We start from the raw sequence: 17,819 nt of genomic DNA on the forward strand, positions 1-17,819 counted from the left end.
CTATTGCCTTCTTTTCCCTACTGGTTGGTTTCTTCGCTCGTTTCCCGGCGCTGGTGTCCCTACGGTATTGGGGGTGGGGGGGGGTGGGGCTCGGGGGGGGGGGGGGGGGCGGGGGCGCCCCCCCCCGCCTGTGTGGGGGTGGAGATGGTCAGGAGACGTTGAGCGCGGCGTCGTCGATCACGAAGCTGGTCTTGAGCGAGGAGTCCTCGGTGCCGGTGAAGGTGATGGTCACCGTCTGTCCGGCGAAGGCCGAGAGGTCGAAGGACTTCTGCGCGAAGCCGGTGGCCGCGTCGGCGTTGGAGTAGGTGGCCAGGGTGGTCGAGCCGGCCTGGACGGTCAGCTTGTCGTACGCGGTGGAGCCGGTCTCGGCGGTGTCGACGTGGACCCAGAACGAGAGGACGGCCTTGCAGCCGGCCGGGACGGCGACGGTCTGCGCCAGGGTGTCGGTGTGGCTGCTGCCGTAGCCGTCCAGCCAGGCCTTCCATGAGCCGGTGTGGGCGGCCTCGCCGGTGCTGCTGTCGACGACGCCGCTGGACGCCGTCCACGGTGCGGCGGTGCCGCTCTCGAAGCCGCCGTTGCCGATCAGCTGGGCCGGGGTGCAGCCGCCGGAGGGCGGCGGGGTGGTGCCGCCGAGCAGCGCGGTGTCCAGGGCGTCGGCGATCGGGCTGCCCCAGCCGGTGACCTGGTCGTAGCCGGCCTTGGCGGGGAAGTCCTGGTTCTTGCCGGTGGTGACGTCGTGGAAGGCCGTGCCGTAGCCGCCGCCGTTGGCGACCGCGTACAGCTTGGGGGAGGCCTCGCCGAGGACCGGCTGTCCGGCGGCCTTGGCCTTCTGGTCGAACTGGGCCGCGTAGCCGGACCAGAGCGGCGCGGCCGCGCTGGTGCCGCCGTACACCTGCCAGCCGCCGGCGGTGTAGATGGCGAAGCCGCTGGCAGGGTCGGCGTCGGAGGAGACGTCCGGGACGGTGCGCATGGTGCCGCTGACGCCGGTGCCGGTCTGCCAGGCGGGCCTGGCGAAGACGGTGGAGACGCCGCCGCCGGCGGTGCTCCAGGCGCTCTCCGAGGAGTAGCCCGTCCCGGATACCTTGAGGTTGGTGCCGCCGACGCCGGTCTGGTGCGGGCTGGACGCCGGGAAGTCGACCGCCTTGACGGACGAACCGCTGGTCGAGCGGGTGCAGTCGCGCGAGCCGTCGTCGCCGGAGGCGGAGAAGACCGAGATGCCCTGGGCGGCGGCCTGTTTGAAGGAGTTGTCCACGGCCGTCATGGAGGAGGCGGTGGTGTCCGGCTCGCAGGAGCCCCAGGAGATGGAGATCACCGAGACCTTGTTGTCCGAGACGATCTTGGCGGCCATGTCGATCTCGCCCTGGTCGCTGTTGGGCGCCTCGTAGACCAGCTGGGTCGCCTTGGGGGCGACGCCGCGCACGATCTCGCTGTCCAGCTCGACCTCGCCCTGGCCGTCGCCGGGCGCGGAGTCGTAGCTTGCGCCGTCCACCGAGACGGTGCTGACGGCCGGTCCGGTCAGGCCGTACTGGGAGTCGTAGGTCTTCAGGTCGGTGGAGCTGTAGCCGTCGAACTCCCAGAGGGCGACGGTGACCCCGGTACCGTCGGCGCCGGTCCTGTCCAGCCGGTAGGCACCGTCGTACTGGGACGGGCCGAAGCCGCTGGGCGCGGCGTTGGGCGCGGCGTTGGGGGCGGCCGCGGCCTGCGGCTTCGCCAGGCGGGTGGTGCGGACGGTGTGGTTGTTGAGGCCGGAGACGCCCTGCACCACGCCGGCGAGGTCGGCCGGGACGGAGGCGGCCGCGTCGTTGGCGAAGAAGGCGCGCTGTGCCTGCGGGTCCAGGTAGGCGCTCTCGTGGGTGCCGAAGGCCTTGGCGATCTGCGCGGCGGTGCCGCGCGCGCCGACCACCTGGCGGTTGTCGCTGACGCCGGAGACGGTCAGGCCCTGGGCGGTGAGGTACGACCTGACCTGCTCGACCGCCGCCTGGGTCGGGCCGAAGCGCTCGGTGAACTGCTGCGGCGTCAGGTACCCGCCGTACTCGGGGGTTCCGGGGGTGGCGACCGCGGCGAGGAAGCGGTCCAGCCCGGCGGTGTCGCGCAGCTTCAGGCTGACGGCCACCGAGAGCTGCTGGTCGGCGGGGACGTCGCCCTTCTTCTCGGAGCGGGCCACCGCGGGGGCCACGGTGTCCGGCAGCGAGACGCGAGGGGCGGAGGCGTTGGGGACGGGAGCGGCCTGCGCGCCGGTCACGCCGAGCGAGACGGCGGTCAGCGGCAGGACGGCAAGGGCCGCGGCGAGGGCAAGGGAACGGGGGCGCACGGGATCCTCCTCTGGCCGGCGCGTGGGGGCCGGCCGGGGCCAGGGCGTTCCAGGGTCGAAAACGCTGGCTAGAACATGACAGAACCCGTGTGCGAATTGGCTTATGGTCAAGCAATTCGTTGCTAAAAAACAGTCAACTGTGAATGGGAGAAAACAGAACAGAGTGTGCGGGCCTTCATACAGTGAATGGCGGGAAATCCGGAACCGGATCACGTCAGGACGGGAAAGGAGGCGCTCAGGCGGACCGGAGCGGACTCGGCGGACCGCGAATCGGGGAGGGCCGGTGACGGGCCGCCAGGTGACGGAGCCGCGCGGTCCCCGGCCGTTGACCGGTGGACCACCGGCCCTTGACCTGCTGAACACCCGCCGGGCCGGCGCCCCGGTGAACGACCTGCTCGACCGGCCGGACGGCTACCGGATCCGGCTCTCCCCGGCCGGGCCGGCGGCGCTACCGCGGCAGGGGCCGCACCGGATCAGGCGGTGTGGGCACGGGGCATGCATTCTGCATTTCTTCGACACGTCGCGGAACGGCCGCCGGCGGTGGTGTGCCATGGCGGCGTGCGGGAATCGGGCGAAGACGGCGCGGCACTATGAGCGGGCGCGTGGACAGGGCCTGCGGACAGGAAACGCGGACAAGGCGCGCGGACAGTGCTCGCGGATATGCGGATCCCCGGACACCGCGCCCGATCGGGCGGTGCCCGGGGACGGCCGGGGCTCCCGGCGACCCTCGTGGCGGGCGCCCGGGGAGTACGGGCGCCCGCCGGGGCGTGGTCAGTCGTCGGTGGGGGCGCCCAGCCACTGGGCCAGCGCGGCGCGGAGTTCGCCGTGGCCCGGGTCGACGGCGGCCCAGGCGGCGTAGCCGTCCGGGCGGATCAGCAGGACGGTGTCGCGCAGCTTGCCGTGCGGGTCGGCGGGCGCGGCGGTGACCAGCCGGTCCGCCCACGGGTCGGCGGCGGACAGCTCGTCATTGCTGACCAGGACGAACCGGCCGGCGCGCAGCGCCTCGGCGAGCCGCTCCGGCGGGGCCGGCTCGCCCTCGCGGGCCTGCCGCAGGCCGGTCAGCCGCAGGTCCGGTACGCGTCGGCCGACCAGCGGGTGGGCGTCCTTCGGAGCGGCGTAGTGGATGCCGATGCCGGAGACGGTGCGGGCGCCGCGCTCGGTGACCAGGTCGAGGTGCTCGGCGACGGCGGCGAGGGCGCCGCGCAGGGCCCGGGTGGGGGCGGACTGGGCGAGCGCGAGCCGGATCAGCGCGCCGGAGCTGCGCAGGACGGCCTTGCCGACCGGGTGCCGCTCGGTCTGGTAGGTGTCCAGCAGGGCGTCGGTGGCCCAGCCCCGGACGGCGGCGGCGAGCTTCCAGGAGAGGTTGGCGGCGTCCTGGAGGCCGGTGTTCATGCCCATGCCGCCGGCCGGGGAGTGGCAGTGCGCGGCGTCGCCGGCCAGGAAGACCCGGCCGGAGCGGTAGTTGGGGACCTGGCGCTCGTCGCTGTGGAAGGTGGAGGTCCAGCGGGCGTCGTGCAGGCCGTAGTCCTCGCCGAGGGCGGTGCGGGTGACGGCGGCGATCCGGTCGAGCGAGGGCGGGGCGGCGTCGGCGCGCTGGTCGTCGCCGTCCCAGGCGATGACCCGGTACCAGCCGTCGCCGAACGGCGCGAGGAAGGCGAAACCGTTCTCGGCGGCGCCGACGACAACCGCCTCGTCGGGCTCGCGTTCCAGCCGGACGTCGCCCAGCATCACGGAGTTGACCACGGACTCGCCGGGGAAGGGGATGCCGAGCAGGTCGCGGACGGCGGAGTGGACACCGTCGGCACCGACCGCGTAGCGGGCCCGGTGGGTGACGGTGGTGCCGCCCACGGGGTTCTCCTCGCCCGAAGGACGGGAGCGGGCCTCGATCGTGACGCCCTCGGCGTCCTGGCGCAGCCCGGTCACCTCGGTGCCGCGCAGGATGGTCGCGCCGGCCTTCAGCGCGCGCTCCTGGAGCAGGCGTTCGGTCTGGTACTGCGGGGTGACCAGGACGAACGGGAAGCGGGTCGGGAGCTGGCCGAGGTCGACCTTCAGCCGGTCGAAGAGCCGCAGCGAGCTGAGCGGACGGCCGGTGGCGATCAGCTCGTCGGCCAGCCCGCGGGCGTCCAGCAGCTCCAGGCTGCGGGCGTGCACGGCGAAGGCCCGGGTGAGGTTGGACTCGGCGCCGCGCTTCTCCAGGACGGTGACCCGGACCCCGGCGGCGGCCAGGTCACCGGCCAGCAGCAGGCCGGTCGGTCCGGCGCCGACGATGAGGACGTCGGTGCCGATCTGCTTCGCGGTCATGTGTCAGCTCCCGGTGCTCGGACGAAGGCTGAACGCCGCTCTCAGCGTTCTCCCGGACACCATCATCGCTGCCCCGGGCGGGACTGTGAATCTCCGGGCCCCGGCGGCGCGTGCCCGCCGGAGCCCGGTACCGATGTGCCGCGGCCGATCGGTGCGGTTGATCGGTGCGGCCGGGTGGTGCGGCCGTCAGCCGTGCCGGCGGACCTCGACGGTGCGGAACCGGTTGGCGACGAAGGCGCCGTCGCAGTAGGCGGAGTTGGCGGCCGGGTTGGCGCCGGTGCCGTGCAGGTCCGAGAACGCGGCGGTCTGGTTGGCGTACACCCCGCCGGTGAGGTTGAGCGAGAGCGAGACGCCGGCGTCCAGCGCGGCCTCGACCAGCGCGGTCTCGACCTCGGGCGAGGTGGTGTAGGCGGAGGCCGTCATCGCGCCCTGGGACCGGACCGTGGAGTGCAGCAGCTCGATCGCGGCGGCGGTGGACTCCACCGCGACGGCGAACGACACCGGGCCGAAGCACTCGCTGTGGAAGACCGCCCGGTCGTCCGGCTTGTCGGCGTCCAGCGTGACCAGCGCCGGGGTGCGGACGGTCGCGGCGGGGAACTCGGGCGAGGCCACCACGCGCGGGGCCAGCGCGAGTTCGCCGTACTCCCCGGCGGCCGCGGCGACCGAGCGCTGGAGCACACCGGGGTTGACCACGGCGCCCAGGACGGCGGCGGCCCGCGCGTCGTCGGAGAGCAGGCCGTCGATGGCGGCGGCGAGGTCGGCGACCACCTGGTCGTACGGCTTGGCACCCTGGTCGGTGTCGATGCCGGTGCGCGGGATCAGCAGGTTCTGCGGGGTGGTGCACATCTGGCCGCTGTAGAGCGAGAGCGAGAAGGCCAGGTTGTTCAGCATGCCCCGGTAGTCGTCGGTGGAGTCGATGACGACGGTGTTGACGCCGGCCTTCTCGGTGTACACCTGGGCCTGCCGGGCGTTCTCCTCCAGCCAGTCGCCGAAGGCGGTGGAGCCGGTGTAGTCGATCAGCCTGACCTCCGGCCGCACGGCGAGCAGCTGGGCGACGGTGCCGCCCTCGTGCTCGGGGGCGAGGCAGACCAGGTTGGGGTCGAAGCCGGCCTCGGCGAGCACCTCGCGGGCGGTCCGGACGGTGAGGGCGAGCGGCAGCACGGCCCGCGGGTGCGGCTTGACCAGGACCGGGTTGCCGGTGGCCAGCGAGGCGAACAGGCCCGGGTAGCCGTTCCAGGTGGGGAAGGTGTTGCAGCCGATCAGCAGCGCGACGCCGCGCGGCACGACGGTGAACTCCTTGGTCATCACCAGCGGGTCGCGCTTGCCCTGGGGCTTGGTCCAGCCGGCGCTCCGCGGCAGCCGGGTCTGCTCGGCGTAGGCGTAGGCGACCGCCTCCAGGCCGCGGTCCTGGGCGTGCGGGCCGCCCGCCTGGAAGGCCATGCCGTAGGCCTGCCCGGTGGTGTGCATCACGGCGTGCGCGAACTCGTGCGAGCGGGCGTTGATCCGGGCCAGGATCTCCAGGCAGACGGCGGCGCGGGCGAGCGGCCCGGCGGCGGCCCACCCGGGCTGGGCGGCGCGCAGGGCGGCGATCAGCGCGTCCGGCCCGGCGTGCGGGTAGCCGATGCCCAGTTCGAGGCCGTACGGGGAGACCTCGCCGCCGATCAGGTCACCGTCGGCGGGGTGGCCGTCGAGCGCGAACGGCTTGTTCAGCAGGGCCTCGAAGGCCGCCTTGCCGTCCTCGGCGCCGCTCTCGCCGTAGGCCTTCGGGAACTCGGGGTAGGGCGACCAGTAGTCGCGTTCGGCGGCGGCGGCGAGCGCGGCGTCCAGGGTGGCCTGGTGGCGTTCGGCCAGTTCGGCGACGAGGGGGTGGGTGACCGCTGCGGACATCGTGTGCGCTCCTCAGAGGGGAGGACGGGACACGTCCCAGAGTAACCGAACGATCGGTCGGCTCAAGGGGGTGTGCGGCGCCGGAACACGCGAAAAACGCGCGGGGCGCGTCCGGAGTGGACGCGCCCCGCGCGGGAACAGGCTGCCGGTCGACCGGCCGTGGAGTCGTGGGGCCGTCGGTCCGCGGGTCGCCGGTCTACGGGATGCCGAGTTCGAAGATGACGTACCCGCCGAACCAGCCGGAGGCGACGGCGCCGGTGCCGAGCACCGTGGCCAGCACCGGCCAGCTGAGCTTGCGCATGCCCACCGCCAGCGCGATGAACAGCGGGAACGCGGGCAGCAGATACCGCGAGACATTGCCGAAGATGCCCAGGCTGCCGAGCACCGACACGATCGTGGCCAGCGTGTAGGCGGTCAGCACCAGCGGCGGGCGCAGCCGGATCATCAGCACGATCAGCACCGGCAGCGAGAGCACGATCAGCGTCGCCAGCAGATCGGCGACCGGGAAGGCGAACGGGTAGTCGCTCCGGCCCAGCAGTACCCCGCGGATCGCCTTGTAGGTGCCCTTGCCGAAGTCGAAGTAGTGCAGCCAGGCGTCGTGCTGGAGCTTGAAGTAGCCGCCCCAGTCGCCCATCCGCCAGCCGACCCAGCCGACGTAGCCGAGCAGGCCCACGGGGGCCATCAGCAGCGCGGCCAGCGGCCTGGCGATCCCGCTCTCCCGCCGGTACAGCTCGACCAGCGCGGCCAGGCCGACCGCGCCGATCAGCGCCGCCGAGGTCGGCCGGTTGAGGCCGGCGACCAGGGTGAGCGCCCCGGCGGCGACCCACTGCTTGGTCATCACGCAGTAGCAGGCCCAGGCGGCGAGCGCGACGAAGGACGAGTCGGAGTAGAGCGCCCACTCGGCGCCGGAGCCCGGGGCGATCGCCCAGATGCCGGCCGCGATCACACCGGCCCGGGCGCCCGCCATCTTCTCGACCACCGCGTAGATCCCGGCGGCGGCGAACAGCGAGGCCACCACCGAGACCAGCATCCCGGCGCCGTACAGACCGAGGCCGGTGGTGTCCGAGACCAGCCGCATCAGGCCCGGGTAGAGCGGGAAGAAGGCGGCCGAGTTCTGCTCGATGGTGAAGCCCGGCGTCCCGCCGGGGATCACCACCAGCGCAGGGTGGTAGCCGAACTCGGCGACCTGCTGGTACCACCAGCCGTCCCAGGTGGCCAGCACGTCCCAGGGGTTGGCGCCACCGCCGAAGCGCGGGTGCTTCTTGAGGTACTCGCCGGAGAACGAGAGCAGCTTCATGAAAACGGTGAAGCCGATCAGCTTGAGCACGGCGTAACACCACACGGCCGGCCCGAATCTCACGGCCAGGCCCCGGGCACGCTCGCGCCAGCCGTGCCCCGGCGCCGCATCCGGTTTCTCGCTGCGCTGCTCGGGCACGTCGGACGCGACTGCCGGTATTGCGCTCATCAGACTGGACCCCACCCCTGCTGGCCATGGACGATCGTCCGGAGAGTCTAGGCCCTGGGGTGTTTCACCGGTGCGGACCGATGGACCCGACCGCGTCCGGTGGAGTGAGGGCGGGGATACTCGGAGGATGGCCGATCACACCACGCGTACCGCCTACACCGTGGAGTCGCTGCTCGCGGTGACCGTCGACGTCTTCAACGAGCGCGGTTACGACGGCACCTCGATGGAAGACCTGTCGCGGGCGGCCGGCATCTCCAAGTCCTCCATCTACCACCATGTGCGCGGCAAGGAGGAGCTGCTGCGGCTGGCCGTCGGCCGGGCCCTGGACGGGCTGTTCGCGATCCTCGCCGAGCCGGCTGCGGTGACCGGCCCGGCCGTGGAGCGGCTGGAGCACGTGGTGCGGCGGACCGCCGAGGTGCTGCTGGCCGAGCTGCCGTACGTCACCCTGCTGCTGCGGGTGCGGGGCAACACGGTCACCGAGCAGTGGGCGCTGGAGCGGCGCCGGGAGTTCGACCACCAGGTCGCCGAGCTGCTGCGGGCCGCCGTGGCCGACGGCGCGCTACGGGCGGACGTCGAGCCCCGGCTGGCCACCCGGCTGCTCTTCGGCATGATCAACTCGATCGTGGAGTGGTACCGGCCGGGGCTCAAGGCGGCCGACGGCGTCGCGGACGCGGTGGTCCACCTGGCCTTCGACGGACTGCGGGCCCGCTAGCCGCCCCAGCCCGCCGTACCCGCCCCGAGCCGAAGGGGCGCGCCGGTGCCGAAAGGAAGGAGCGAGGAGGCCCCGAGGAACGAGGGGTCTTGGAGCGACGACCGTCGGCACCGGACCAGAGCGCCCCGGAGGCGAGCGGGCGAAAACACAGCGCGCCCCGGAGGCGAGCGGGCGACAATCAGACCGGCGGCACCTGGTCGGTCTCCTCGAAGACCAGCATGGTCCGGGTGCCGAGCACCTGGGGGATCGACTGGATGCGGTTCAGCACCAGCTCGCGCAGGGCGTGGTTGTCGGCGGTGTGCACCAGCAGGATGACGTCGAAGTCGCCGCCGACCAGGGCGATGTGCGCCACCCCGGGCAGCTCCAGCAGCTGCTCCCGAACCGTCCGCCAGGAGTTCTGGACGATCTTCAGGGTGATGTACGCGGATGCGCCCTGACCTGCCCTTTCGTGGTCCACGCGGGCGGTGAAGCCGCGAATGACGCCGTCCTCGACCATCCTTGATATCCGGGCGTACGCATTGGCCCTGGACACATGCACCCGCTCGGCCACCGAGCGGATGGAGGCGCGACCGTCCTGCTGCAGCAGCCGCAGGATCGACCGGTCGACACGGTCGAGTCTGGACGTCTGTTCAGTCGACATGACCCCCCACCCTCCCTGATTGGACGTACTGCCATCAGTCGACCGCCCTCCGGGCCGATTGTCCACCACCTTGTCATGGTTCTGGTCAAGATGAACAGACGACCGAACAATCGGTAGGGAGCCCCCGCCACCCCAGGAGGTGCCCCGAGATGACCGTTCTCGACCACAGACACCACACGGCGGTGCCCGGCTGGCTGCCCGGGGCGACCGCCCCGCGCACCGACCCGGCCCCGCTGCTCCCGGACGTCTCGCCCGTCCGCGTGCTCGGCACCCCCGCGCTGGAGAAGTACGATCCCGCGCTGCTGCGCGAGCTGTACCGCCGCCTGGTGGTCGGCCGCCGCTACAACCAGCAGGCGACCACCCTCACCAAGCAGGGCCGGCTGGCCGTCTACCCGGCCTCCACCGGCCAGGAGGCCTGCCAGGTCGCGGCCGCGCTGGCGCTCGGCGAGCAGGACTGGCTCTTCCCCAGCTACCGCGACACCCTCGCCGTGGTCTCCCGGGGCGTCGACCCGCTGGAGGCGCTGACCCTGCTGCGCGGCAACGCCCACACCGGCTACGACCCGCGCGCCGTCCGTACGGCGCCGCTCTGCACGCCGCTGGCCACCCAGGCCCCGCACGCCGTCGGGCTGGCGCACGCCGCACGGCTGGGCGGCGAGCCGGTGGTCGCGCTGGCGCTGCTCGGTGACGGCGGCACCAGCGAGGGCGACTTCCACGAGGCGCTGAACTTCGCCGCGGTGCTCCAGGCCCCGGTGGTCTTCCTGGTGCAGAACAACGGCTACGCCATCTCCGTCCCGCTCACCGCGCAGTCCGCCGCGCCCACCCTGGCCCACAAGGCCGTCGGCTACGGCATACCGGGCCGCCTGGTGGACGGCAACGACGCGCCCGCCGTGCACAGCGTGCTGACCGAGGCGGTCGAGCGGGCCCGGGCCGGCGGCGGACCGACCCTGGTCGAGGCGCTCACCTACCGGATCGAGGCGCACACCAACGCCGACGATGCCACCCGCTACCGGGACGACACCGAGGTGGCCGCCTGGCGGGAGCACGACCCGATCCTGCTGATGGAGCGCGCACTGCGCGAACTCGGCGTGCTGGACGACACGCTGGTGCAGGACGCCGCCGACGAGGCGGAGGCGCTGGCGGCCCGGATGCGGGCCGAGTTCCACGCCGACGCCGAGCTGGACCCGATGTCGCTGTTCACCCACGTCTTCGCCGAGCCCACCCCGCAACTGCGGGAGCAGGCCGACCAGCTGGCCGCCGAACTGGCCGCCGAGGCCGAGGTGGGGCACCGATGAACGAGGCCTCCGTCGCCGCTCGTGCGGCGGCCGCAGCGACACCGGCGACCAGGAAGAGCACCGTGGCCACACCGGCGACACCGGCGACACCGGCCATGCCGACCACGGTGAGCATGGCGCAGGCGCTCAACTCCGCGCTGCGGGACGCCATGCGCGCGGACCCGGCGGTGCACGTGCTCGGCGAGGACGTCGGCGCCCTCGGCGGCGTCTTCCGGATCACCGACGGGCTGACCGCCGAGTTCGGCCCCGACCGCTGCCTGGACACCCCGCTGGCCGAGGCCGGCATCCTCGGCACCGCCGTCGGCATGGCGATGTACGGGCTGCGCCCGGTGGTGGAGATGCAGTTCGACGCCTTCGCCTACCCGGCGCTGGAGCAGCTCTTCTCGCACGTCGCCAAGATGCGCAACCGGACGGCCGGCCGGCTGCCGCTGCCGATCACCGTCCGCATCCCGTACGGCGGCGGGATCGGCGGCGTCGAGCACCACAGCGACGCCTCCGAGGCGTACTACACCAGCACCCCCGGCCTGCACGTGGTCACCCCGGCGACGGTGGCCGACGCGTACGGGCTGCTGCGCGCCTCGATCGCCTCCGACGATCCGGTGATCTTCCTGGAGCCCAAGCGGCTCTACTGGGGCAAGGCCGGGTTCGACCCGGCGGCGCCGGTCGAGCCGATCGGCCGGGCCGTGCTGCGGCGCACCGGCAGCTCCGCCGTCCTGATCACCTACGGGCCCTCGCTGCCGGTCTGCCTGGAGGCGGCCGAGGTGGCGAAGGCCGAGGGGTGGGACCTCGCGGTGCTGGACCTGCGCACTCTGGTGCCGTTCGACGACGAGACGGTCTGCCGGGTGGTGCGTTCGCTCGGCCGGGCCGTGGTGGTGCACGAGGCGACCGGCTTCGGCGGCACCGGCGCGGAGATCGCCGCGCGGGTCACCGAGCGCTGCTTCCACCATCTGGCCGCCCCCGTACTGCGGGTCACCGGCTTCGACATCCCGTACCCGCCGCCGATGCTGGAGCACCACCACCTCCCCGGGGTGGACCGGATCCTGGACGCGGTCGCCCGGTTGCAGTGGGAGGACTGAGGATGATGCCGGTCGTGCGCGAGTTCACCCTGCCCGACCTCGGTGAGGGGCTCACCGGGGCGGAGGTGGTGCGCTGGATGGTCGAGGTCGGTGAGGTGATCGCGGTCGACCAGCCGGTGGTGGAGGTGGAGACGGCCAAGGCCGTGGTGGAGGTGCCCTGCCCGTACGGCGGGGTGGTCACCGCCCGGTACGGCGAGCCGGGTGAGGAGGTGGCGGTCGGCGCGCCGCTGGTGACGGTCGCGGTGGCGCCCGCCGTCGGTGAGCCGGGTGAGCCGTTGACCGGTGGGGCGGCTTCGGCCGGGGAGACCGCCACGGCGCTGGAGCGGCCGCTGGTCGGGTACGGCGTGGCCGAGCCCGACCGGGGCGGTCGGCGGCGCCGGGTCGGGGGACCGGTTCGACCGCCGGTGGCTCCTGCGGGGGCCGCTCCCGCGGTGGCGGCGGCCCGGGTGGCCGTGGCCGATCCGGTGACCGTGCCGGCCCCGGTGACCGCGGCGGGGCCCGCCGTGGTGCCGGTGATCTCGCCGCTGGTCCGGCGTACCGCCCGGGAGCACGGCATCGATCTGGCGGCGCTGACCGGGAGCGGGCCGGACGGGCTGATCATGCGGGTGGATGTGGACCGGGCGGTGGCGGCGCTGGCCGTGGCATCCGCGGTCTCCCCGGCTTCCCTGGCTTCCCCGGTCGCTCCGGCGGTGGAGGGCGTCGTCCCGCTGCGCGGGCTGCGCCGGGCGGTGGCGGAGAAGCTCACCCGCAGCCACCGGGAGATCCCCGCCGCGACCTGCTGGGTGGACGCCGATGCCACCGGACTGATGGCGCTCAGGCGGCAGTTGAACGCCGCGCCGGGGCCGAAGGTGAGCGTGCTGGCGCTGCTCGCCCGGATCTGCACGGTGGCGCTGGGTCGCTTCCCGGAGCTCAACTCCAGTGTGACGGAGGACGGTTCCGGAATCCTTCGGCACTCCGCCGTGCACCTGGGCTTCGCCGCCCAGGGGGACCGCGGGCTGGTCGTCCCGGTGGTGCGGGACGCGCAGCTGCGGACCACCGAGGAACTCGGCGCCGAACTCGGCAGGTTGACCGAGGCGGCCCGGTCGGGCTCGCTCACCCCGGCCGAGCTGACCGGCGGGACGTTCACCCTGAACAATTACGGGGTGTTCGGCGTGGACGGCTCCACCCCGATCCTCAACCACCCCGAGGCGGCGATGCTCGGCGTCGGCCGGATCGTCGCCAGACCCTGGGTGCACGAGGGCGAGTTGGCGGTGCGCGAGGTGACCCAGCTGTCGTTCACCTTCGACCACCGGGTCTGCGACGGCGGTACCGCGGGCGGGTTCCTGCGGTTCGTCGCGGACTGCGTCGAGCAGCCGGGGACGTTGCTGCGCAGGCTGTGACCGCCATGGCTGTGACCGCCACGGCGGCGGTGGTCACGGCGGCCCTTCGTGGTCGCGGTGGCCGTCCTGGGGGCAGTTCGCCCCAGGACGGCCATGGACCGGGCGAGAGTAGCGCGTACGGGGGCCGGGTGTCCGGGCTTCGCGTGATTCGTCGGATGAGCACTTCGGGCGTGCCACGCTGCCTAGGCGTCAGTAGGACAAGCCAGGTGGTGGCAGAGGCCGGCCGGAGGCGAAACGATTCTCTTGAGTACTCGAAACGTTGCGGTGAAGTCACGCAGAACGTTCCTGGTCCGGACCGGGCACGGCTCGGCGGCGGTCACGGCCGTGCCGGGCCTGCCGGACGCCGCACCGGCCGGGCCGGAGCCCGGGGCACGGCTCGGGCCGGCGCTGCCGCCGGTGCCGTCGGACCCGCCGGACGTCCCGCCGGTGCCGGTGATCCCCGCCCGGCCGGCCGAACCGCCCACGATCCCCGCGCCGAGTACGCCGGACCTCTGGGCCCCGGCCGCCGGGCCGGTGATCGAGCCGCTGTTCACCCGGGCGCCGGGCCTCAACTGGGCGGGCCCGGGGGGCCTTCCCCAGCCCCCGGCCGGAGAGACCACGGGTGCCCGGGCCCGGGCACCGCAGGCCCCCACCGCGCCCCGCGCCGTTCCCTTTTCCGCGGTCCCCGCTCCCGCTCCCCTGGCCGCGCCCGATCCGCGCGCCGCGGCCGAACAGCCGCCCACCGCCCGGGACATCGAGCTGATCCGGGCCAGCCTGGCCGCGGTCGAGCCGGTCGCCGACCGGGCCACCGCGCACTTCTACGCGCTGATCTTCCTGCACCACCCCGAGATCCGCGCGCTCTTCCCGGCCGCCATGGACGTCCAGCGCGACCGCCTCTTCCGCGCCCTGCTGATGGCCGCCCGCAGCGCCGACGACCCGGCCGGCCTGCGGACCCGGCTGAGCGCCCTCGGCCGCGGCCACCGCCGGTACGGGACGCTGACCAGCCACTTCGGCCCGGTGGGCGAGTGTCTGGTGCAGGCACTGGCCCGGTACGCGGGCAACCGCTGGGACCAGGAGACGGAGCTGGCCTGGCGCCGGGTCTACCGCCTGGTCTCCTCGATCATGATCGAGGCCGCCGAGGAGGCCGCCCGTACCTCGCCGCCCTGGTGGCAGGCCGAGGTGGTCGCGCACGAGCGCCGCACCCCCGACATCGCGGTGGTCACCGTCCGCCCCGACCAGGCGTACCCGTACCGGGCCGGGCAGTACACCAGCCTGGAGACGCCCTGGTGGCCGCGGGTCTGGCGGCACTTCTCGTTCGCCTCGGCGCCCCGGCCGGACGGTCTGCTGACCTTCCATGTGAAGGCCGTCCCGGCGGGCTGGGTGAGCAACGCCCTGGTGCACCGGGCCGTGCCGGGGGACGTGCTGCGGCTCGGTCCGGCGGCCGGCGCGATGACGGTCGACCACGCGGCCGGTTCGGACCTGCTCTGTCTCGGCGGCGGCACCGGCATCGCCCCGGTCCGGGCGCTGGTGGAGGAGGTCGCCCAGTACGGTGCGGCCGGCCGCTCGGTGGAGGTCTTCTACGGTGCCCGGCAGGCCGCCGAGCTCTACGAGCTGGCGGCGCTGAGCGAGCTGGCCCGGTGCCACCGCTGGCTCTCGGTGCACCCGGTGCTGTCCGGCCCCGGGGCCCCGGGAGGCGGACTGCTTACCGGTGAACTGCCGGAGACCGCAGGTCGGTTCGGGCCGTGGGCGGGCCGCGAGGCGTACCTCAGCGGGCCCGCCGCGATGGTGCGGCGCGGGGTCGGCGTGCTGCTGCGCTCCGGGGTGCCGCCGGAGCGGATCCGGCACGACCTGGTCGGCGACCTGGCGGCCGGCTGAGGCTCCGCTCAGCCCAGGTCGGAGGCGAGGAGCGCGCGGATGCCCTCGATGTTGGCCGCCAGGTACGCCCGCAGGCTGGGCGGGACGACGTTGACCGAGGTGACGCCCTCCCGGGTGAACGGCAGCCGGACCACCTCGTACTCGCCGTTGGGCTCGTCCACCTCGGGCCCGTGCCGCCGGGTGAGGTCCATCGAGGCGAGCCGGCAGACGAAGAAGTGCTGCACCTTGACCCCGTGCGGGTGGAGCGGGGCGCCGTGGTCGACGGCGGTCCCGCCCGGCGCGTGGGGGTGCGGGTGGGGGTGGCTGACGGTGTCCACGAAGGCGGGGACGACGTCGACGACCTTGCCGCCGAGCTCCTCGTCCACCTCCCGGTGCAGGGCGTCCACCACGGTGCGGTCGTCGCGCTCCACCCCGCCGCCCGGGGTGATCCAGTACGGGCGCGGGGAGTCGGGCCGGAGCCGCTTGATCAGCACGATCGAGGCCGGGCCGTACGGGTCGTCCGGGTCGAGTTCCAGCAGGATCGCCCGCGCGGTGCGCTTGACCACGGGGCGTGGTGGCTGGTGGGTGTTCGCTGGGCCCATGGAGACCTCCGGGGCTGGAGCGTTGTGCGGGAGTCTCCCGCAGGGCGGCGGGGCCGAAACGCTGACCTGCCCGGGGTGCGTCCGTTCGGGGACAGGGCGCGACGCTGATGGATCTTGGATAATGAAGATGAAGCTTAAACCGATCATGAAAATAGTGGGTCGATCGGACTTTTAACCTTCGATTCCAAGGATTTTACCGAGTGAACCGTGTGAGAGTGATTGCAGCCGCGCCGTCCCTGTGCTGCAATGAGCGACTATCGGGCGAATCGGAGCACTTCACTCCGTATGTCCACCTGTGCAGTGACTCGGGCTGGGGGCTGGGTGTGGCCATGGATCAGATCGCAGAGCAGTCCAAGGCGCTCCGTGCGGGGAGGGTGGTCAGGTTGCCGACGCCCACGTCACCTCCGCGCAAGGACCGGCCGCCCACCCTGATCGCCTCGGTCCAGCGGGCGCTGCGGCTGCTGGAGGCCGTCGGCGGGTTCCGGCAGGGGGCCACGGCCAAGCAGCTCGCCCGGGCCGCCGGCCTGCCGCTCGGCACCGCCTACCACCTGCTGCGCACGCTGACCCACGAGGGCTACCTCCGCCGGGACGACGGCAGGTTCTTCTACGGGGAGTCGGTGGACGGCATAGGACGGGCCGACGACCGCCAGTCCCAGCGGCACGATCTGCGCGCCCGGATGGAGCGGTTGCGGGGCGAACTCGGCGCCGCGGTCTACTTCGCGCTCTACCAGGACGGCGAGGTGCGGGTGGTGGACGTGGTCGCCGGACGGGGGCAGCCCGCCGTCGAACCCTGGGCCGACTTCCAGGCCACCGCGCACGCCCACGCGATCGGCCAGTGCCTGCTGGGTCAGCTCCCCGAGGACGCCCGGCGTGACCACCTCGCGCGCCACCCGCCGGTCGGGCTCACCCCGTCCACCCTCGTCGACGAGGCGGCCGTCCTGCGCCGGCTCTCCGCGCTACGGCCGACCATGCCCGTCCTGGAGCGCCAGGAGTACGCGCTCGGCACGGTCTGCGCGGCGGTGCCGATCACCGTCGGGTCGGTGGTCGCGACGATGGCCGTCTCGCTCCCGGTGGAACAGGCCGACCGGCTGGCCGTCGTCGCCGGGCAACTGCGTCGGAGCGTCGGCGCGATGACACCGTCGTTCGTCCTCTGAAACTCCCCGTGTCGCTTTGGTTCCGCTTTGTTCACCATTTGAAAAAGCGCGCCTTGTCCATGGCGCGACCAAACGTGGACGATGAGGATCGAACGGGGATCGGTTACACAAAACCGCCAAATCGTCTACGCGACAGACACAGTCGCACTCCCTCATCCCCTGTCAGCGAACTGCCTTGTCCGGCCCGCGCGGACCCTCAGCACGTGCGACCGGGCAGAACGAGAGGTACTGGCGCCATGCAGCACACCACAGTCCAGGGCCACCTGGTGATGAACCTCGTGGCCTCGAACGAGCTCTCCTTCCGCATCGTGGTCGACCTCGCGTACGACCCGATCGACCCGTACGCGGTCCGCTTCACCTTCCACCTGCCCGGTGACGAACCGGTGACCTGGGTCTTCGCCCGTGAGCTGCTGCTCGACGGGATCAGTCGTCCGGCCGGCGAGGGCGATGTGCACATCCACCCGGTCAGCGGGGAGCTCTCCGAGGTCTGCATCGTGCTGCACTCTCCCGACGGGGACGCCCTGTTGCGTGCCTCCGCGGCGCCGCTGATCGCCTTCCTGGCCCGGACCGACCGGCTGGTGCCGATGGGTCAGGAGATCACCGGGGGTGAACTGGACGCTGAGCTCGCGGACATCCTCCGAGGGCGTGAGAACGCCGGGTGACCGGCTGCGGGACCAGCGTGGCCGAAGGGGCCCGTACCCGGTGAACCACCCGGGCACGGGCCCCTTTCGCGTGGGCTCTCGTGTCGGCTCTCGTGCTGGCGCACCGGGCCGGACGCTCAGTCGTCGTCGCCCAGGGCGAGGTTGAGACCCCAGGAGACCAGGCTGATGATCAGCGCGCCGAACAGCGCGGCCCAGAAGCCCTCGACGTGGAAGTCCAGGTGGAGCTTGTCCGAGGCCCAGGAGGTGAGCCAGAGCATCAGGGCGTTGATGACGAAGGTGATCAGGCCCAGGGTGAGGATGAACAGCGGCAGCGAGAACAGCTTCACCACCGGCTTGATCAGCCAGTTGACCACCCCGAAGACCAGCGCCACGGCGATCACCGTCAGGGTCTTGTGCTGCCAGTCGTCACCGGTCAGCGTGATGCCGGTGACGATCCAGGCGGCCACCCAGATGGCGGCCGCGTTGATAAGTGTCTTGATGACGAAACCCTTCATGGCCCCAGCGT

At 72.9% G+C, this 17,819-nt stretch carries 15 protein-coding genes; 8 read left to right on the forward strand and 7 right to left on the reverse strand.

From position 1 onward, the window contains the following. Positions 1-148: 148 nt before the first annotated feature. Positions 149-2,311, reverse strand: a complete 2,163-nt coding sequence (locus ACIP82_RS17535; RefSeq protein WP_400654133.1) for a protease pro-enzyme activation domain-containing protein — start codon at positions 2,309-2,311, stop codon at positions 149-151. Positions 2,312-2,414: 103 nt separating this feature from the next. Here ACIP82_RS17535 and ACIP82_RS17540 point away from each other — a divergent pair, with 103 nt between their 5' ends. Then, a complete protein-coding gene (locus ACIP82_RS17540; protein WP_400654135.1) occupies positions 2,415-3,170 on the forward strand; it encodes a CGNR zinc finger domain-containing protein in 756 nt (251 codons plus the stop codon). Here ACIP82_RS17540 and ACIP82_RS17545 read toward each other — a convergent pair. The 3 genes from ACIP82_RS17545 to ACIP82_RS17555 all read right to left on the reverse strand — a co-directional run bounded on the left by ACIP82_RS17545 (position 3,083) and on the right by ACIP82_RS17555 (position 7,826). Then, positions 3,083-4,612: an FAD-dependent monooxygenase gene (locus ACIP82_RS17545; RefSeq protein WP_363613943.1), complete on the reverse strand. Its 1,530-nt coding sequence runs from the start codon at positions 4,610-4,612 to the stop codon at positions 3,083-3,085. The two genes, ACIP82_RS17540 and ACIP82_RS17545, sit on opposite strands and share 88 nt — an antisense overlap. A gap of 186 nt (positions 4,613-4,798) precedes the next feature. Next, entirely contained in the window at positions 4,799-6,499 is a 1,701-nt protein-coding gene (gene paaN / locus ACIP82_RS17550) for a phenylacetic acid degradation protein PaaN (RefSeq protein WP_363613945.1), read from the reverse strand. Positions 6,500-6,695: 196 nt separating this feature from the next. Continuing rightward, positions 6,696-7,826, reverse strand: coding sequence for a hypothetical protein (locus ACIP82_RS17555; RefSeq protein ID WP_400654138.1), 1,131 nt, complete (start codon positions 7,824-7,826; stop codon positions 6,696-6,698). A gap of 265 nt (positions 7,827-8,091) precedes the next feature. Here ACIP82_RS17555 and ACIP82_RS17560 point away from each other — a divergent pair, with 265 nt between their 5' ends. Continuing rightward, a complete protein-coding gene (locus tag ACIP82_RS17560; protein ID WP_363613949.1) occupies positions 8,092-8,676 on the forward strand; it encodes a TetR/AcrR family transcriptional regulator in 585 nt (194 codons plus the stop codon). A gap of 178 nt (positions 8,677-8,854) precedes the next feature. Here ACIP82_RS17560 and ACIP82_RS17565 read toward each other — a convergent pair whose 3' ends face one another. Beyond that, entirely contained in the window at positions 8,855-9,316 is a 462-nt protein-coding gene (locus tag ACIP82_RS17565) for an Lrp/AsnC family transcriptional regulator (protein WP_400654140.1), read from the reverse strand. 149 nt (positions 9,317-9,465) lie between these two features. Between ACIP82_RS17565 and pdhA the strand changes: the two genes are divergently transcribed. The 4 genes from pdhA (at position 9,466) to ACIP82_RS17585 (ending at position 14,917) form a co-directional block, all read left to right on the forward strand. Next, on the forward strand, positions 9,466-10,608 hold the full coding sequence (gene pdhA, locus ACIP82_RS17570) for a pyruvate dehydrogenase (acetyl-transferring) E1 component subunit alpha (protein WP_400654142.1): 1,143 nt from the start codon (positions 9,466-9,468) through the stop codon (positions 10,606-10,608). A gap of 95 nt (positions 10,609-10,703) precedes the next feature. Further along, positions 10,704-11,684: an alpha-ketoacid dehydrogenase subunit beta gene (locus tag ACIP82_RS17575; RefSeq protein WP_363613989.1), complete on the forward strand. Its 981-nt coding sequence runs from the start codon at positions 10,704-10,706 to the stop codon at positions 11,682-11,684. A 5-nt stretch (positions 11,685-11,689) separates the two neighbouring features. Beyond that, positions 11,690-13,063, forward strand: coding sequence for a dihydrolipoamide acetyltransferase family protein (locus ACIP82_RS17580; protein WP_400654283.1), 1,374 nt, complete (start codon positions 11,690-11,692; stop codon positions 13,061-13,063). A 264-nt stretch (positions 13,064-13,327) separates the two neighbouring features. Next, positions 13,328-14,917: a globin domain-containing protein gene (locus ACIP82_RS17585; protein WP_400654144.1), complete on the forward strand. Its 1,590-nt coding sequence runs from the start codon at positions 13,328-13,330 to the stop codon at positions 14,915-14,917. A gap of 8 nt (positions 14,918-14,925) precedes the next feature. Here ACIP82_RS17585 and ACIP82_RS17590 read toward each other — a convergent pair whose 3' ends face one another. Next, the gene (locus ACIP82_RS17590) at positions 14,926-15,498 is read right to left on the reverse strand and encodes an NUDIX domain-containing protein (RefSeq protein ID WP_363613957.1); all 573 of its coding nucleotides are present in this window, start codon (positions 15,496-15,498) and stop codon (positions 14,926-14,928) included. Between the two features lie 329 nt (positions 15,499-15,827). On the opposite strand from ACIP82_RS17590, the gene ACIP82_RS17595 reads away from it, so the two are divergent. Both ACIP82_RS17595 and ACIP82_RS17600 read left to right on the forward strand, forming a co-directional pair. Beyond that, the gene (locus ACIP82_RS17595) at positions 15,828-16,652 is read left to right on the forward strand and encodes a helix-turn-helix domain-containing protein (protein ID WP_363613959.1); all 825 of its coding nucleotides are present in this window, start codon (positions 15,828-15,830) and stop codon (positions 16,650-16,652) included. A gap of 236 nt (positions 16,653-16,888) precedes the next feature. Further along, a complete protein-coding gene (locus ACIP82_RS17600; RefSeq protein WP_400654147.1) occupies positions 16,889-17,314 on the forward strand; it encodes an SsgA family sporulation/cell division regulator in 426 nt (141 codons plus the stop codon). Positions 17,315-17,430: 116 nt separating this feature from the next. Here ACIP82_RS17600 and ACIP82_RS17605 read toward each other — a convergent pair whose 3' ends face one another. Beyond that, complete coding sequence (locus tag ACIP82_RS17605; protein WP_363613963.1) at positions 17,431-17,808, reverse strand: phage holin family protein; 378 nt, start codon at positions 17,806-17,808, stop codon at positions 17,431-17,433. Positions 17,809-17,819 lie beyond the last annotated feature (11 nt).

It is taken from the genome of Kitasatospora sp. NPDC088548, from assembly GCF_044753005.1.
Lineage (GTDB): Bacteria > Actinomycetota > Actinomycetes > Streptomycetales > Streptomycetaceae > Kitasatospora.

What these genes read in the sequence shown, in the direction of transcription:
- ACIP82_RS17565 (WP_400654140.1), bottom strand. Translation starts at nt 9,316, where the DNA reads ATGTCGACTGAACAGACGTCCAGACTCGACCGTGTCGACCGGTCGATC.
- ACIP82_RS17605 (WP_363613963.1), bottom strand. Translation starts at nt 17,808, where the DNA reads ATGAAGGGTTTCGTCATCAAGACACTTATCAACGCGGCCGCCATCTGG.
- ACIP82_RS17590 (WP_363613957.1), bottom strand. Translation starts at nt 15,498, where the DNA reads ATGGGCCCAGCGAACACCCACCAGCCACCACGCCCCGTGGTCAAGCGC.
- paaN (WP_363613945.1), bottom strand. Translation starts at nt 6,499, where the DNA reads ATGTCCGCAGCGGTCACCCACCCCCTCGTCGCCGAACTGGCCGAACGC.
- ACIP82_RS17540 (WP_400654135.1), top strand. Translation starts at nt 2,415, where the DNA reads ATGGTCAAGCAATTCGTTGCTAAAAAACAGTCAACTGTGAATGGGAGA.
- ACIP82_RS17595 (WP_363613959.1), top strand. Translation starts at nt 15,828, where the DNA reads ATGGATCAGATCGCAGAGCAGTCCAAGGCGCTCCGTGCGGGGAGGGTG.
- ACIP82_RS17560 (WP_363613949.1), top strand. Translation starts at nt 8,092, where the DNA reads ATGGCCGATCACACCACGCGTACCGCCTACACCGTGGAGTCGCTGCTC.
- ACIP82_RS17545 (WP_363613943.1), bottom strand. Translation starts at nt 4,612, where the DNA reads ATGACCGCGAAGCAGATCGGCACCGACGTCCTCATCGTCGGCGCCGGA.
- ACIP82_RS17600 (WP_400654147.1), top strand. Translation starts at nt 16,889, where the DNA reads ATGCAGCACACCACAGTCCAGGGCCACCTGGTGATGAACCTCGTGGCC.
- ACIP82_RS17580 (WP_400654283.1), top strand. Translation starts at nt 11,690, where the DNA reads ATGCCGGTCGTGCGCGAGTTCACCCTGCCCGACCTCGGTGAGGGGCTC.
- ACIP82_RS17575 (WP_363613989.1), top strand. Translation starts at nt 10,704, where the DNA reads ATGCCGACCACGGTGAGCATGGCGCAGGCGCTCAACTCCGCGCTGCGG.
- pdhA (WP_400654142.1), top strand. Translation starts at nt 9,466, where the DNA reads ATGACCGTTCTCGACCACAGACACCACACGGCGGTGCCCGGCTGGCTG.